Consider the following 15,536-nt stretch of genomic DNA (forward strand, 5'->3'; position numbering starts at 1 on the left):
GCTGCGCTCCTTTTAGATCAATTCACGAACGTCGATGAAACGGCCGTTCACTGCTGCCGCCGCTGCCATCGCCGGGCTGACCAGGTGGGTACGGCCACCGGCGCCCTGACGGCCTTCGAAGTTACGGTTGGACGTCGACGCGCAATGCTCGCCGGACTCCAAACGGTCGGGGTTCATCGCCAGGCACATCGAGCACCCCGGCTCGCGCCATTCGAAACCGGCTTCCAGGAAAATCTTGTCGAGACCTTCGGCTTCCGCCTGCGCCTTGACCAGACCCGAGCCCGGCACGACGATCGCCTGCTTGATGGTCGAGGCGACCTTGCGGCCCTTGGCGATCACCGCAGCGGCGCGCAAGTCTTCGATGCGCGAGTTGGTGCAGGAACCGATGAACACGCGATCGAGCTGAATGTCGGTGATCGCCTGGTTGGCGGTCAAACCCATGTATTTCAAGGCGCGGACGATCGAGTCGCGCTTGACCAGATCCATTTCCTTGGCCGGGTCCGGCACGTTCTGATCAACAGCCAAAACCATCTCAGGCGAAGTGCCCCAGCTGACTTGCGGCTTGATTTGCGCGGCGTCGAGCTCGACCACGGTGTCGAATTTGGCATCGGCATCGGAAACCAGGTCTTTCCAGGCTTCGACGGCCATGTCCCACTGCTCGCCTTTCGGCGCGAATGGACGACCTTTGACGTAGTCGATGGTCTTCTGATCCGCCGCCACCAGGCCGACGCGGGCGCCGGCTTCGATGGACATGTTGCAGATGGTCATGCGGCCTTCAACGGACAGATCGCGGATCGCGCTGCCGGCAAATTCGATGGCGTGGCCGTTACCGCCGGCGGTGCCGATCTTGCCGATCACCGCAAGGACGATGTCCTTGGCGGTCACGCCGAACGGCAATTGGCCTTCGACGCGCACCAGCATGTTTTTCATTTTCTTGGCCACCAGGCACTGCGTGGCGAGCACGTGCTCGACCTCGGAGGTGCCGATACCGTGGGCCAATGCCCCGAATGCGCCGTGGGTCGAAGTGTGCGAGTCACCGCAGACCACGGTCATGCCCGGCAAGGTCGCGCCCTGCTCCGGACTGATCACGTGAACGATGCCCTGACGCACGTCGTTCATCTTGAATTCGACGATGCCGTATTCATCGCAGTTGTCGTCGAGGGTCTGCACCTGCAAACGCGAAACCTGATCGGCAATGGCTTCGATGCCGCCCTTACGCTCAGGGGTGGTCGGTACGTTGTGATCCGGGGTCGCAATGTTGGCATCGATGCGCCAAGGCTTGCGCCCGGCCAGACGCAAGCCTTCGAAAGCTTGCGGCGAAGTCACTTCGTGGATGATGTGACGATCGATATAGATCAGCGCCGAGCCATCGTCGCGCTGCTTGACCAAATGCGAATCCCAGAGCTTGTCGTAGAGCGTTTTGCCGGCCATCAGACGGTTCCTCATCAGCTTGTTTCTATGCCCTGGGCTTATCAATAACCCTTTGGCTTGTGAGGCCGATCCTATGGGGTTAGATTAAATAACTCAAATTCATATTTTTTATGCTTTGGATAACCAACTGGAATGCGACATGGACCTGGCTAACCTCAACGCTTTTATTGCCATCGCCGAGACCGGCAGCTTCTCCGGCGCTGGCGAACGCCTTCATCTGACCCAACCGGCGATCAGCAAGCGCATCGCCGGTCTTGAGCAGCAATTGAAGGTGCGCCTGTTCGACCGCTTGGGCCGCGAAGTCGGCCTGACCGAGGCCGGGCGCGCCCTGCTGCCACGGGCTTATCAGATTCTCAATGTGCTCGACGACACCCGCCGTGCCCTGACCAACCTGACCGGCGAGGTCAGCGGTCGCCTGACGCTAGCCACCAGTCACCACATCGGCCTGCACCGCTTGCCGCCTCTCTTAAGGGAGTTCACCCGCCGCTACCCACAGGTTGCGCTGGATATTCAGTTCCTTGATTCGGAAGTGGCCTACGAGGAAATTCTCCACGGCCGCGCAGAACTGGCGGTCATCACCCTCGCGCCGGAGCCGCATACTCTGGTCAAAGCCACGCCGGTATGGGACGACCCGCTGGATTTCGTCGTCGCCCCGGAGCATTCGCTGATCAACAACGGTGCCGTCAGTCTGGCGGACATCGCCGGCCATCCGGCGGTTTTCCCCGGCGGCAACACCTTTACCCACCACATCGTCCAGCGCTTGTTCGAAGCCCAGGGCCTGACGCCGAACATCGCCATGAGCACCAACTACCTGGAAACCATCAAGATGATGGTCTCCATTGGCCTGGCCTGGAGCGTGCTGCCGCGCACCATGCTCGACGAACAAGTGGCAAGCATCGCATTGCCGGGCATACAGCTCACTCGCCAGCTAGGCTATATCTTGCACACCGAACGGACGCTATCGAATGCAGCACGCGCCTTCATGGCCCTGCTGGATGCACAAATCGATCGGCCAGGGATCCCGGCCTGACTTGTGCTACTCCTATAGAGCCGCTCCTGTGCCTAACGCCACTCAGCTCAAGGCCCGCTGACAATGCCGAAATCTGTTGACCGAACTCCGCCGATGCCGCGAATCCAGGCTGTCGATCCGCGCCATTCCGAGCAGAGCTGGGAAAGCGCGCCGCAATTGCTCGCCGCGCTCAACGGCGCGCGGCTCGGTGCCTGGTATTGGGACATCGAGCGTGGGCAGATCAGCTGGTCGCGGGGCACTCAGGCATTGTTCGGTTTCGATCCACGGCAGCCATTACCCGCCGACCTGGAATACCTCGACCTGTTGCCGCCGGAAGACCGCGCGAAAACCGTACGCGCCTTCCACGCGGTGATCGCCGGCGCGCCGCTGGAGCAGGCGATGCATCACCGCATCCGCTGGCCCGACGGCAGCCTGCACTGGCTGGAGATCAGCGGCAGCCTGCTGCCAGACAAGAACGGCCGGCCCCGAATGATCGGGGTGATTCGCGAAATCACCCACCAACGCCAGCGCGAGCAGGCCCTGAGCAGCTCGGAGAAACGTTTCGCGACACTTTTCCACCTGTGCCCGAACATGGTTCTGCTGACCCGTCAGGATGACGGTCTGATCAGCGAGGCCAACCAGTATTTCGAAAGCCTGTTCGGCTGGCCGGTGCAAAGCGCAATCGGCCGCACCACCCTGGAACTGGGCTTGTGGGTGCATCCCGAGCAACGCGCCGAACTGGTGAAGAAAACCAAAGCCAAGGGCGAGCTGATCAGCATGGAAGTGCAGTTCCGCGCCAGCAATGGCCAGGTGCACGACGGCATCCTCAGCGCGCAGAAGGTCGAGCTCGAAGGCCAGCCCTATCTGCTCAGCACGTTCCTCGACACCACCGAACGCAAAGCCGCCGAACTGGCCTTGAAGGACAGCCAGGAACGCCTCGACCTGGCGCTGGATTCAGCGCAACTGGGCACCTGGGACTGGCACATCCCCAGCGGCATGCTCTACGGCTCGGCGCGCGCTGCGCAATTGCACGGGCTGGAGCCGATTCCATTCCATGAATCATTCGAGGAGTTTTTCGAAGGCGTGCCGGGCGAGGAGCGCGACAGCATGCGCGACGCCTACCGCAGCCTGCGCGAAGGCCCCGCCGGCAATTATCAACTGACCTACCGCGTGCAATTGCCCGACGGCAGCTCGCGCTATCTGGAAAGCCGCGCGCGTCTCTATCGCGACGACAACGGCGCACCGCTGCGCATGGCCGGCACGTTGCTGGACATCACCGATCAGGTCGAGCGCGAACAGCGTCTGGTGGCTTCAGAAGAGAAATTCGCCACGCTGTTTCAGGTCAGCCCCGATCCGATCTGCGTCACGCGCCAGGAAACCGGGGAATTCATCGAGATCAATTCCAGCTTCAGCCAGACCTTTGGTTGGAGCGCCGCCGATGTGATTGGCCACACCGCCGAGGAAATCGGCCTGTGGGACGCCTCGGCGAAAAGCCTGCAACGCATCGAACGGGTGATTCGCGAACAAGGCCTGAGCAACGTGGCCATTCTCGTCCAGCACAAGGACGGCCAGTCGCTGACCTGCGTGATTTCCAGCCGGCAGATCAGCGTCGGCGACCAGCCGTGCATCGTCACCACCCTGCGCGACATCACCCAGCAACAACGCTCGGAAGCAGCGCTGAAGGCCAGCGAAGAAAAATTCGCCAAGGCGTTTCACTCCAGTCCCGACGCCATCACCATCACCGAGCGCGACACCGGGCGATATCTGGAGGTCAACGATGGCTTCTGTCGCCTCACCGGCTACCGCGCCGACGAAGTGTTGGGCAAAACCGTTTATCAGGTGGGGATCTGGGCCGAAGAGAAACAACGCTCGACCTTACTCGCCGAGTTACAGATCAAGGGCCGCGTGCATCATCAGGAAATGCTCGGGCGCAACAAGCGCGGCGAATTGCTCACGGTGGAAGTCTCGGTCGAGCCGATCACCCTCAATGAAACCGCGTGCCTGCTGCTGACCGCGCGCGACGTCAGCCTGTTGAAGAACGCCGAAGCGCAGATTCGTCACCTGGCCTATCACGACCCGCTGACCAACCTGCCCAACCGCGCCCTGCTGATGGATCGCCTGAGTCAGCAGATCGCCCTGCTCAAGCGCCACAATCTGCGCGGCGCCTTGCTGTTTCTCGACCTCGATCACTTCAAGCACATCAACGATTCCCTCGGCCACCCGGTCGGCGACACCGTGCTGAAAATCATCACCGCGCGGCTCGAAGCCAGCGTGCGCATGGAAGATACGGTGGCGCGCCTCGGTGGCGATGAGTTTGTGGTATTGCTCAGCGGCCTCGAAGGTTCGCGCAGTGAAGTCAGCGAGCAAGTGCGCGCGCTGGCCGACACCATTCGCGAATTGCTTTCGGAGCCGATGTTCCTCGATGGCCAGCGCCTGCAAGTGACGCCGAGCATTGGCGTCGCGCTGATTCCCGATCACGGCTCGACCCCGACCGACCTGCTCAAACGCGCCGACATCGCCCTGTACCGGGCCAAGGATTCCGGGCGCAACACCACGCAGATGTATCACAACACCATGCAGAAAGCGGCCAGCGAACGCCTACGTATGGAGACCGACCTGCGCCTGGCGCTGTCGCGCGGCGAGTTCAACGTGCACTTTCAGCCACAGGTCGATGCCCGCGACAACCGCATCATTGGCGCCGAAGCCCTGGTGCGCTGGAACCATCCCGAACTCGGCGCGCAATCGCCCACCGAGTTCATCAAGGTACTGGAAGACAGCGGCCTGATTCTCGAAGTCGGCACGTGGATCCTCGATGAAGCCTGCAACGCCTTCAAACAACTGATCGCGTTGAAACTGGTCGACCCGCTCAACTTCAGCCTGTGCGTGAACATCAGTCCCCGGCAGTTCCGCCAGAACGATTTCGTCGAACGCATCGAACACAGCATGACCAGCCACGGCCTGCCCTGCTCGCTGCTGAAACTGGAAATCACCGAAGGCATCGTCATCCAGAATCTGGAAGACACCATCAGCAAAATGCGCCGCCTGAAAAAGCTCGGCGTGAGCTTCGCCATGGACGACTTCGGCACCGGTTATTCGTCGCTGACTTATTTGAAGCGTCTGCCTGTAGACACGTTGAAGATCGACCAGTCGTTCATCCGCGATGCGACCACCGATTCCAATGTCGCGGAGATCATTCGCGCAATTGTCGCGATGGCCCGCAGCCTGGAATTGGAAGTGATTGCCGAAGGCGTGGAGACGCCAGCACAGCTGGCGTTTTTGCAGGGGCTGGAATGCCATTTGTATCAGGGTTATCTGCACAGCCGGCCAGTGGGGTTGGAGGATCTGAAAATTCTGCTCGAATAGCGGACGCAAAAAAAGGGCGCCATCGCTGGCGCCCTTTTTTGTTGCCCTGGGGTTATTGCAGGACAGGCTGCTGCGCTCCATTGATCGGGATGCGCTTGGCTTTCGCTTCTTCCGGGATCACACGGAGCAGGTCGATGCTCAGCAGGCCGTTGCGCAGGGCAGCGTCCTTGATCTCGATGTGATCGGCCAGACGGAACGACAGCTTGAAGGCTCGCTGGGCGATGCCTTGATGCAAGAACGTGACGCTTTCGTCAGTGTCACGCTTGCCGCCACTGATGGTCAGCACACCCTTCTCGACTTGCAGGTCCAGGTCTTCTTCCTGGAAACCGGCGGCCGCAACGACGATACGGTATTGGTCATCACCGTGTTTTTCAACGTTGTAGGGTGGATAGCTGCTGCCTGGCTCGTTACGCAGGGCGGTTTCGAACAGGTCGTTGAAACGGTCGAAACCTACCGAGGAACGGAACAGTGGCGCGAGAGAAAATGCAGTACTCATGATTCAAATCTCCTGAAAACAATCAGCAAGGTTTTGTGTCTCCGCGACCCGAATTCGGCATCGCGTAACCCTTAGATAGGGACCGCTGTTTTGATTTCAAGAGATTATTTTGAGATTTTTATGCGGCCTCGACGAGCGGCAATCCGAGCAAGCGCGAGACTTGATCCGGCTCGGTTTCGCGGCGCAGAACGGTGAAAAGCTCGGCGGCTTCCGGGTAGTTGCGCGTGAGCATGGCCAGCCATTGCTTGAGGCGACCAGGCGATTGGCGCGCGGTCATCTGCGCCTTGGCCTGCAGCCAGAAGTCCTGAATCAGCGGCATCAGCTCGGCCCAAGCCATCTCGACGACCTCTTCACCAGCACGAGCAGCAGCGATCTGCCGAGCGAGATCCGGGCGGGAGACCAGGCCACGACCAAGCATGATGTCTTCGACGCCGCTGATTTCGCGGCAACGGCGCCAGTCTTCGACGCTCCAGATATCGCCGTTGGCGAACACCGGCACCTTGACCACGTCCTGCACGCGCGGGATCCACTCCCAATGAGCCGGCGGTTTGTAACCGTCCATTTTCGTCCGCGCATGTACGACGATGTGCTCTGCCCCGCCTTCGGCCAGTGCCGTGGCGCAGACCAGCGAGCCGTCAGGACTGTCGAAACCCAGGCGCATTTTCGCGGTGACCGGGATGTGCGCCGGTACGGCGCGACGGACATGCTCGACGATCTGATTGAGCAGCTCCGGCTCCTTCAGCAGCACGGCGCCGCCGCGGGATTTGTTGACGGTCTTGGCCGGGCAGCCGAAGTTGAGGTCGATCACTTCAGAACCGAGTTCGCAGGCCAGCGCGGCGTTTTCCGCCAGGCACACCGGATCGGAACCGAGCAACTGCACGCGCAGCGGCACACCGGACGCGGTGCGAGCGCCGTTGAGCAGCTCGGGGCCGAACTTGTGGAAGTACGCCGGGGTGAGCAACTGGTCGTTGACCCGAATGAATTCGGTCACGCACCAGTCGATGCCGCCAACGCGGGTCAGCACGTCGCGCAGGATGTCGTCGACCAACCCTTCCATGGGCGCCAGAGCAATTTGCATGGGGAAACACTACTTGAAGAAAAAACGTGCGGCAGTTTACTGGATATCGTGGAAGACCGCAGGAGAACACATCTCTTCGTGGGAGCGAGCCTGCTCGCGAAGGCGGTCTGTCAGCTGATAGATGCGTAACTGACCCGACGCTTTCGCGAGCAGGCTCGCTCCCACAGGGTGAGATTTATATTGCCTCTGCGATCTGGATAGCCGGGCCATAGCCTTCGATAAATTCAGCCGGCATGCGCTTGGGCTTGCCGGTCGACAGCTCGATGCAGACAAATGTGGTCTGCGCGCGCAACAGGGTGGCGTTGTCGCTGGGGCGTTTGAGCTGGAAATGCCGGGTCATTTTCAGGCGCTGGTCCCAATCGACGATCCACGTCGCCAGTTGCAGTTCATCACCTTCATAGGCGGCGGCCAGGTAGTCGATTTCGTGGCGGACAACGGCCATCGCCCGATCCAGCCGCCGGTATTCGACCAGATCCAGGCCGAGGCGCTGCGAATGGCGCCAGGCGCAGCGCTCGAGCCAGGTCACGTAAACTGCGTTGTTGGCGTGCCCGAGCCCGTCGATGTCTTCGGCGCCTACTTGCAGATCAATGATAAACGGCGTTGCCCGATCCCAGCCCATGCCCCACTCCCGGTCAAAGTATTCAACCGGGGCAGTGTAACGGAGCTCAGGCCGATTGGCGCGCCTGAAGGCTGCGACCGGCAAGCAGTGATAACACACCATCAATCACTCGAGGGTCGGCCAGCACCCGCTGATGGCCGCCGCTTTCCAGGCGCAGCAGGCGGCTGTCGAACCAGGCCTCGTGAATCAATTGCGATTCCTTGACCGAGACGAAATTGTCGTCCTCGGCGTGCACGATCAGGCCGGGCATATCCAGTTGATAGTGGGCAACGTCAAGCGTCGCGGCGCGCATGCCGACGTCCTGCTCGACCTGACGAATGAACGCCGAGCGCGCACGCGGCGGCATGCCGACCATGCGCGCGAATCCGCGCAGTACGCCGAGAATGCGCGACGGTGCGGCGATGCTGACCAGGGTTTCGGTGCGCAGGCCCAATTGCACGGCGAGCATCGCGCTGGCGCCGCCCATGGAATGGCCGATAACCGCTTGCAGCGGCGGCAATTCGGCAGCGGCTTCGAGCATGGCGCGGGCGAACAGCACTACATTGGCTTCCCGCCCAGGAGAGCGACCGTGAGCCGGACCGTCGAGCGCGACGACGGTATAGCCGGCATCGACCAGAGCATTGATCAGCGAGGCGAATTGCGTTGGCCGCCCTTCCCAACCATGCATCAGCAACACTGTCGGGCCTTGGCCCCAGCGCAGCGCCGACAGGCCGAAGCGCAACGTGATGCGTTCGGAGCTGGCCAACAGCGGCAGCTCCCAATCCCGCAGCGGTAGCGCGCGGGGCGTCATGAACGCCAGACGCATTTTGCTTGCCACCAGCTTCGGTGCAAACCAGCCCAAGGTACCGTTAACGCCACGAACCCACTTCAACGCGTTCATCGCACTCTCCTCAGGCTTGTTGCCTTCAGGTCAACGCACCGCCGACTTGGCGGCGCGCAGCAATCGATCGGATAACTCTCCCGGACCCAGCGCCCTAGCCAAGGCCAGACCACCGACCATCAACGCGACATCGGCCAAAGCCTTGTCGGTGTCTTCAGGGCTGGCGGCCAGTTGCGCGACCATCAGCTCCAGATGCTCGTTCAGCGCGATGCGGAACGACTCCGGCAAACGCCCCAATTCGCCAATCGAGGCCGGAATCGGGCATGCGGCTTCGCTGGAATCCCGGTGTTTGCGTGACAGGTAGAACGCAGCCACCAAAGCGCGACGCTCTTCGCCGGTCAGATCGGCGTCCATGTCGGCAATCAGGTCGCGACGCCGGCCCAGCAGTTGCTTGAACGCTTCGAGCATCATCGCGTCCTTGCTTTCGAAGTGGGCGTAGAAGCCGCCGACGGTCAGGCCGGCGGCGCCCATCACTTCGCCCACGCTCGGGTCAGCCGGGCCGCGCTGAATCAGTGCGGCGCTGGCAGCCTTGAGGATGCGTTCGCGGGTTTGAGCTTTTTTATCGTTCATCGTTGCCTCCGAATATTACGACTAGAATATTATTCCCATAATAATATTCCGCAAGTCATGAATATGACCGCTGGTCTGAAGCACAGTGTAAGGAAAAAGGAGAGTTGGCCAAACGCCGGACAAACAAAAGGGCCATTCAATAATTGAATGACCCTTATAAAATCCCGCAGAGCGGGTAATCGTGGCGTCCCCTAGGGGACTCGAACCCCTGTTACCGCCGTGAAAGGGCGGTGTCCTAGGCCACTAGACGAAGGGGACACAAACCCTTCTATACAACTGATCAGTGCTGAGAGCTGATCGATTCAAGGCCGGTGTGGCCAGACCTTGAACTGTAAAATTGGTGGAGCTAAGCGGGATCGAACCGCTGACCTCCTGCATGCCATGCAGGCGCTCTCCCAGCTGAGCTATAGCCCCGGATTTTTCGCCTCGCGGCGGAGTGATCTCTTGCAACATCACTTCTGTAAAACTGGCGTCCCCTAGGGGACTCGAACCCCTGTTACCGCCGTGAAAGGGCGGTGTCCTAGGCCACTAGACGAAGGGGACGCAAACCCTTCTATACAACTGATCAACGCTGAGTGTTGATCGCTTCAAGGCCGGTGTGGCCAGACCTCGAAGTGTAAATTGGTGGAGCTAGACGGGATCGAACCGTCGACCTCTTGCATGCCATGCAAGCGCTCTCCCAGCTGAGCTATAGCCCCTCATCGCTGAGGACGGGGCGAATCTTAAGGGCGTATCGAAAGCCTGTCAAACTTATTTTTGAAAAATTTCAAAATTTTTTGCCGGGATAACAATCACTTACCGCCCTCCCCCGTAAATTCGGGAGAAACGCCGAAGGCAGGATCAAAAGATCGCAGCCTTCGGCAGCTTCTACAAAGAAGCAAAAGCAATCAGGCGATGGCGCCCAAGAGCTTTTCCCACTCTTTGTTTTCTTTCTTCGACACGCCGCCCAGCAGGTCAATCGCCTGGCGCAAGCGGAATCGGGTGAGATCCGGGCCGAGGATTTCCATCGCATCGAGCACCGACACCGAACTCGCCTGCCCGGTGATCGCAGCAAACATCAGCGGCATCGCGTCGCGCAGTTTCAGCTCGAGGGATTCGACCACCGCCTGAATCGTCGCGGTGATGCTGTCCTTCTCCCACTGCCGCAGGCTTTCCAGTTTCCACAGGATCAACTGCATCAACTGGCGAACCTGATCGCCGGAGAGTTTTTTCGACTCAAACAGCTTGGCATCCGGATTCACGCCGCCAGCAAAGAAGAACCCTGCCAGCGGTGCGACCTGGCTGAACGTTTCAACCCGGCCCTGCACGTGCGGCGCGATTTTCATCATGTATTCAGAGTTGAACGCCCACTTCTGCACGCGGGCGGCAAACTCTTCCACCGGCAGATCGCGCAGCCACTGGCCGTTGAGCCATGACAGCTTCTCGATATCGAAGATCGGCCCGCCGAGGGAGACACGCTTGAGGTCGAAGTTGTCGACCATTTCCTGCAGCGAGAACTTCTCGCGCTCGTCCGGCATCGACCAACCCATGCGCCCGAGGTAGTTGAGCATCGCTTCCGGCATGAAGCCCATGCGCTCGTAGAACGTCACCGAGGTCGGGTTCTTGCGCTTGGACAGCTTGCTCTTGTCCGGGTTACGCAGCAGCGGCATGTAGCACAGCTCTGGTTGTTCCCAGCCGAAGTATTCGTACAGCAAAATCAGTTTCGGTGCCGATGGCAGCCACTCTTCGCCACGCAGCACGTGGGTGATGCCCATCAGGTGATCGTCGACGACGTTGGCGAGGAAGTACGTCGGCAGGCCGTCGGTCTTCATCAGCACTTGCATGTCCATGCGATCCCACGGGATCTCGACGTCGCCACGCAGCATGTCCGGCACCACGCAGACGCCTTCGCTCGGCACCTTCATGCGAATCACGTGCGGTTCGCCAGCGGCCAGGCGCGCGGCGACTTCTTCCTTCGACAGCAGCAGTGCGCGGCCGTCGTAGCGCGGAGTTTCACCCCGGGCCATTTGTTCGGCGCGCATCTGGTCCAGCTCTTCAGCGGTGCAGAAGCACGGGAACGCATGGCCCATGTCGACCAGTTGCTGGCAGTACTTCTGATAGATATCGCCGCGCTCGCTCTGCCGGTAGGGGCCGTGCGGGCCGCCGACGTCCGGGCCTTCGCTCCAGTCGATGCCGAGCCAGCGCAGGGCGTCGAAGATCTGCTGTTCGGACTCGCGGGTCGAACGCAACTGATCGGTGTCTTCGATGCGCAGGATGAACTCACCGCCATGCTGCTTGGCAAAGCAGTAGTTGAACAATGCGATGTAAGCGGTACCTACGTGGGGGTCCCCGGTAGGCGATGGCGCGATGCGAGTGCGGACGGTGGTCATGGCTTGTCTCGAAAAAATGAAGAGCAGAACAATCAAGCGGCGAATGGTAACAGGCGACACCCGCCCCGCTCCAGCGGGCAGGGTATTTAAGCCGGAGACCGGGACTCGCTTATACCGAGTCGCCCCCATTTGCGAGCAAGCTCGCTCCCACAGGGAACGATCCCTTAGACCGTAAGCAATCGTTCGCGCAGTTTGGCAATCTCGTCACGCATCTGCGCCGCCGCTTCAAACTCCAGATCCCGCGCCAGTTGGTACATCTTCTCTTCCAGCGCGCGGATGCGTTTGGTGATTTCGCTTGGCGAGCGCAGCTCGGCTTCGTACTTGGCGTTCTCTTCGGCGGCCTTGGCCATGCCTTTGCGCTTCTTGCTGCGCGAACCCGGCACGGTGGCGCCTTCCATGATGTCGGCGACGTCCTTGATCACACCTTTCGGGGTGATGCCGTTTTCCAGGTTGAAAGCGATCTGCTTCTCGCGACGGCGCTCGGTCTCACCAATCGCCCGCTCCATCGAACCGGTCATGCGATCGGCGTAGAGAATCGCCCGGCCATTGAGGTTACGCGCCGCACGGCCAATGGTCTGGATCAGCGAGCGCTCGGAACGCAGGAAGCCTTCCTTGTCGGCATCGAGAATCGCCACCAGCGACACTTCCGGCATGTCGAGGCCTTCACGCAGCAGGTTGATCCCGACCAGCACATCGAACACGCCGAGGCGCAAATCGCGGATGATCTCGACGCGCTCAACGGTGTCGATGTCCGAGTGCAGGTAACGCACGCGCACGCCGTGGTCGGCGAGGTAATCGGTCAGGTCTTCGGCCATGCGCTTGGTCAGCGTGGTGACCAGCACACGTTCTTCGATCGCCACACGCTTGGTGATTTCCGAGAGCAAGTCATCGACCTGGGTCAGCGCCGGCCGCACTTCAACCTGCGGGTCGACCAGGCCAGTCGGCCGCACCACTTGTTCGACCACGCGCCCGGCGTGCTCGGCTTCGTAGTTGCCGGGCGTTGCCGAGACGAAAATGGTCTGCGGGCTGACCCCTTCCCACTCGTCGAAACGCATGGGCCGGTTATCCAGCGCCGAAGGCAGGCGGAAGCCGTACTCGACCAGCGTCTCTTTACGCGAACGGTCGCCTTTATACATCGCGCCGACCTGCGGCACGCTGACGTGGGATTCGTCGATCACCAGCAAGGCGTCGGCAGGCAGATAGTCGTAAAGGGTGGGCGGCGCCGCGCCGGCCGGACGCCCGGACAGATAACGCGAGTAGTTTTCGATGCCGTTGCAATAGCCCAGTTCGAGGATCATTTCCAGGTCGAAACGGGTGCGCTGTTCCAGACGCTGGGCTTCCACCAGTTTGTTGTTGCTGCGCAGGTATTCGAGGCGCTCCTGCAATTCGACCTTGATGCCTTCGATAGCATCGAGCAGGGTTTCCCGAGGCGTCACGTAGTGGCTCTTCGGGTAGAAAGTGAAGCGCGGCATCTTGCGGATGACTTCGCCGGTCAGTGGGTCGAAGGCGGAAATGCTCTCGACCTCGTCATCGAACAGCTCAATGCGGATCGCTTCCAGATCGGACTCCGCCGGGAAGATATCGATCACATCACCGCGCACGCGGAACGTCGCCCGGGCGAAATCCATGTCGTTGCGGGTGTATTGCAGGTCGGCCAGGCGCCGCAACAGCGCGCGCTGATCAAGCTTGTCACCGCGATCAACGTGCAAGACCATTTTCAGATAGGTTTCCGGACTGCCCAGACCGTAGATGCATGAGACCGTGGTGACGATGATCGCGTCCTTGCGCTCCAGCAAGGCCTTGGTTGCGGACAGGCGCATCTGCTCGATGTGGTCGTTGATCGAGGCGTCCTTCTCGATGAAGGTGTCGGACGACGGCACATAGGCTTCGGGCTGGTAGTAGTCGTAATAGGAAACGAAGTATTCAACGGCGTTGTTCGGGAAGAACGCCTTGAACTCCCCGTACAACTGCGCGGCCAGGGTCTTGTTCGGCGCCAGTACGAGCGTCGGCCGCTGGACCTGGGAGATGACGTTGGCGATGCTGAAGGTCTTGCCCGAACCGGTCACACCGAGCAATGTCTGGTGCGCCAGCCCGGCGTCAATGCCCTCAACCAACTGGCGAATGGCTTCCGGCTGATCGCCGGCAGGCTCGAAGCGGGTGACTAGCTGGAATTCCGACATACACACCTCTGGAATCGCGGCGTTCCGCGTCAGACGGAGCACCACGAGGACGACCGCAAACGACCGATGTCGCGCAAGAAAAAACCTGGATTGTGCTGAATGTGGTGGCGATTGCCTGACCTTTCAAGGCAAACGTCCTACATCCGGTAAAGAGTCTGACAAAGTCAATCGACTAACGGTCAAGAAATAATCGGAAAAACTTACCCTAAAAGCCGATTCGCCTGTCGCCATTGCGCGGTGATGGCCTCTATACTAGCTCCCCGTTTGTGCACCGCTCTAGTGCATTCGGCTGGAGCGCGACACGTCCCTCCACTCTCCATTCAGAGCCGCCGTAATAATGAGCCTGTTCTCCGCTGTCGAAATGGCACCCCGCGATCCAATCCTGGGCCTCAACGAAGCATTCAACGCCGATACCCGGACCACCAAGGTCAACCTGGGCGTGGGCGTGTACTGCAACGAAGAGGGGCGAATTCCACTGCTGCGCGCGGTGATCGAAGCCGAGACGATTCGCGTCGCGCAACACGCTTCGCGCGGTTACCTGCCGATCGATGGTATCGCCGCCTACGACCAGGCCGTGCAGAAACTGCTGTTCGGCAACGACTCGCCGCTGATCAGCGCCGGTCGCGTCATCACCACTCAGGCCGTCGGCGGGACCGGCGCACTGAAAATCGGTGCCGACTTCCTCAAGCAACTGCTGCCGAACGCCGTCGTGGCGATCAGCGACCCGAGCTGGGAAAACCACCGCGCACTGTTCGAAACCGCTGGTTTCCCGGTGCAGAACTACCGTTACTACGACGCTGCCACCCATGACGTGAACCGTGCCGGCATGCTCGACGACCTCAACGCCCTGCCGAACGGCTCGATCGTTGTCCTGCATGCTTGCTGCCACAACCCGACCGGCGTCGACCTGACCCCGGCGGACTGGAACAAGGTACTGGAAGTGGTCAAGGCCAAAGGTCACGTGCCGTTCCTTGACATGGCTTACCAGGGTTTCGGCGACGGCATCGACGAAGACGCCGCCGCTGTGCGCCTGTTCGCCGAATCCGGCCTGACCTTTTTCGTCTCGAGCTCGTTCTCCAAATCGTTCTCGCTATACGGCGAACGCGTTGGCGCACTGTCGATCATCAGCGAATCGAAAGAAGAAAGCGCGCGCGTGCTGTCGCAGGTCAAGCGCGTTATCCGCACCAACTACTCCAACCCGCCAACCCACGGCGCCAGCATCGTTGCTGCGGTGCTGAACAGCCCGGAACTGCGCGCGCAGTGGGAAGCCGAGCTGGCCGAGATGCGTCTGCGTATTCGCGGCATGCGCGAGCAGATGGTTGCCCTGCTGGCGGAAAAAGCCCCAGGCCGCGATTTCAGCTTCGTCGGTCGTCAGCGCGGTATGTTCTCCTACTCCGGCCTGACCACTGAACAAGTGCATCGCCTGCGCAACGAGTTCGGCATCTACGCCCTGGACACCGGCCGCATCTGCGTGGCCGCGCTGAACCAGAGCAACATCAAGGCTGTGACGGACGCGATCGTTCAGGTCATCTGATTTCGGC

11 protein-coding genes and 4 tRNA genes are annotated in these 15,536 nt (G+C 60.7%); 3 read left to right on the top strand and 12 right to left on the bottom strand.

All coding sequences use genetic code 11. From position 1 onward, the window contains the following. Positions 1-12: 12 nt before the first annotated feature. The gene (gene leuC, locus KVG85_RS10795) at positions 13-1,431 is read right to left on the bottom strand and encodes a 3-isopropylmalate dehydratase large subunit (protein ID WP_016773930.1); all 1,419 of its coding nucleotides are present in this window, start codon (positions 1,429-1,431) and stop codon (positions 13-15) included. 139 nt (positions 1,432-1,570) lie between these two features. On the opposite strand from leuC, the gene KVG85_RS10800 reads away from it, so the two are divergent. Both KVG85_RS10800 and KVG85_RS10805 read left to right on the top strand, forming a co-directional pair. After that, on the top strand, positions 1,571-2,461 hold the full coding sequence (locus tag KVG85_RS10800) for a LysR family transcriptional regulator (RefSeq protein ID WP_024012384.1): 891 nt from the start codon (positions 1,571-1,573) through the stop codon (positions 2,459-2,461). Between the two features lie 63 nt (positions 2,462-2,524). After that, positions 2,525-5,803, top strand: coding sequence for a PAS domain S-box protein (locus KVG85_RS10805; RefSeq protein ID WP_217863841.1), 3,279 nt, complete (start codon positions 2,525-2,527; stop codon positions 5,801-5,803). Between the two features lie 52 nt (positions 5,804-5,855). Here the strand turns inward: KVG85_RS10805 and KVG85_RS10810 are convergent, their stop codons facing one another. From KVG85_RS10810 to uvrB, 11 genes are all read right to left on the bottom strand, one after another. Beyond that, a complete protein-coding gene (locus KVG85_RS10810; RefSeq protein ID WP_039762036.1) occupies positions 5,856-6,299 on the bottom strand; it encodes an Hsp20 family protein in 444 nt (147 codons plus the stop codon). 118 nt (positions 6,300-6,417) lie between these two features. Beyond that, positions 6,418-7,377 carry a tRNA dihydrouridine synthase gene (locus KVG85_RS10815; RefSeq protein ID WP_217863842.1) on the bottom strand — a complete coding sequence of 320 codons (960 nt, stop codon included), beginning with the start codon at positions 7,375-7,377 and terminating at the stop codon, positions 6,418-6,420. Between the two features lie 175 nt (positions 7,378-7,552). After that, on the bottom strand, positions 7,553-7,996 hold the full coding sequence (locus tag KVG85_RS10820; RefSeq protein WP_217863843.1) for an acyl-CoA thioesterase: 444 nt from the start codon (positions 7,994-7,996) through the stop codon (positions 7,553-7,555). Between the two features lie 46 nt (positions 7,997-8,042). Next, on the bottom strand, positions 8,043-8,876 hold the full coding sequence (locus tag KVG85_RS10825) for an alpha/beta fold hydrolase (protein WP_016773922.1): 834 nt from the start codon (positions 8,874-8,876) through the stop codon (positions 8,043-8,045). A gap of 30 nt (positions 8,877-8,906) precedes the next feature. Next, positions 8,907-9,446: a TetR/AcrR family transcriptional regulator gene (locus tag KVG85_RS10830; RefSeq protein ID WP_016773921.1), complete on the bottom strand. Its 540-nt coding sequence runs from the start codon at positions 9,444-9,446 to the stop codon at positions 8,907-8,909. A gap of 182 nt (positions 9,447-9,628) precedes the next feature. Continuing rightward, positions 9,629-9,704: transfer RNA gene (locus KVG85_RS10835), tRNA-Glu, on the bottom strand. Between the two features lie 80 nt (positions 9,705-9,784). After that, positions 9,785-9,860: transfer RNA gene (locus KVG85_RS10840), tRNA-Ala, on the bottom strand. Positions 9,861-9,913: 53 nt separating this feature from the next. Beyond that, positions 9,914-9,989, bottom strand: a tRNA-Glu gene (locus tag KVG85_RS10845). Positions 9,990-10,068: 79 nt separating this feature from the next. Then, positions 10,069-10,144 (bottom strand) — tRNA-Ala (locus tag KVG85_RS10850). Between the two features lie 189 nt (positions 10,145-10,333). Next, positions 10,334-11,815, bottom strand: coding sequence for a glutamate--tRNA ligase (gene gltX / locus KVG85_RS10855; RefSeq protein WP_016773920.1), 1,482 nt, complete (start codon positions 11,813-11,815; stop codon positions 10,334-10,336). Between the two features lie 164 nt (positions 11,816-11,979). Continuing rightward, the gene (gene uvrB / locus KVG85_RS10860; RefSeq protein WP_024012378.1) at positions 11,980-13,995 is read right to left on the bottom strand and encodes an excinuclease ABC subunit UvrB; all 2,016 of its coding nucleotides are present in this window, start codon (positions 13,993-13,995) and stop codon (positions 11,980-11,982) included. A 337-nt stretch (positions 13,996-14,332) separates the two neighbouring features. Between uvrB and KVG85_RS10865 the strand changes: the two genes are divergently transcribed. Further along, on the top strand, positions 14,333-15,529 hold the full coding sequence (locus KVG85_RS10865; RefSeq protein WP_016773918.1) for an amino acid aminotransferase: 1,197 nt from the start codon (positions 14,333-14,335) through the stop codon (positions 15,527-15,529). Positions 15,530-15,536: the final 7 nt, after the last annotated feature.

It is taken from the genome of Pseudomonas triticicola (assembly GCF_019145375.1).
GTDB lineage: Bacteria > Pseudomonadota > Gammaproteobacteria > Pseudomonadales > Pseudomonadaceae > Aquipseudomonas > Aquipseudomonas triticicola.

What these genes read in the sequence shown, in the direction of transcription:
- uvrB (WP_024012378.1), bottom strand. Translation starts at nt 13,995, where the DNA reads ATGTCGGAATTCCAGCTAGTCACCCGCTTCGAGCCTGCCGGCGATCAG.
- KVG85_RS10820 (WP_217863843.1), bottom strand. Translation starts at nt 7,996, where the DNA reads ATGGGCTGGGATCGGGCAACGCCGTTTATCATTGATCTGCAAGTAGGC.
- KVG85_RS10825 (WP_016773922.1), bottom strand. Translation starts at nt 8,876, where the DNA reads ATGAACGCGTTGAAGTGGGTTCGTGGCGTTAACGGTACCTTGGGCTGG.
- gltX (WP_016773920.1), bottom strand. Translation starts at nt 11,815, where the DNA reads ATGACCACCGTCCGCACTCGCATCGCGCCATCGCCTACCGGGGACCCC.
- KVG85_RS10800 (WP_024012384.1), top strand. Translation starts at nt 1,571, where the DNA reads ATGGACCTGGCTAACCTCAACGCTTTTATTGCCATCGCCGAGACCGGC.
- KVG85_RS10815 (WP_217863842.1), bottom strand. Translation starts at nt 7,377, where the DNA reads ATGCAAATTGCTCTGGCGCCCATGGAAGGGTTGGTCGACGACATCCTG.
- leuC (WP_016773930.1), bottom strand. Translation starts at nt 1,431, where the DNA reads ATGGCCGGCAAAACGCTCTACGACAAGCTCTGGGATTCGCATTTGGTC.
- KVG85_RS10865 (WP_016773918.1), top strand. Translation starts at nt 14,333, where the DNA reads ATGAGCCTGTTCTCCGCTGTCGAAATGGCACCCCGCGATCCAATCCTG.
- KVG85_RS10805 (WP_217863841.1), top strand. Translation starts at nt 2,525, where the DNA reads ATGCCGAAATCTGTTGACCGAACTCCGCCGATGCCGCGAATCCAGGCT.
- KVG85_RS10810 (WP_039762036.1), bottom strand. Translation starts at nt 6,299, where the DNA reads ATGAGTACTGCATTTTCTCTCGCGCCACTGTTCCGTTCCTCGGTAGGT.
- KVG85_RS10830 (WP_016773921.1), bottom strand. Translation starts at nt 9,446, where the DNA reads ATGAACGATAAAAAAGCTCAAACCCGCGAACGCATCCTCAAGGCTGCC.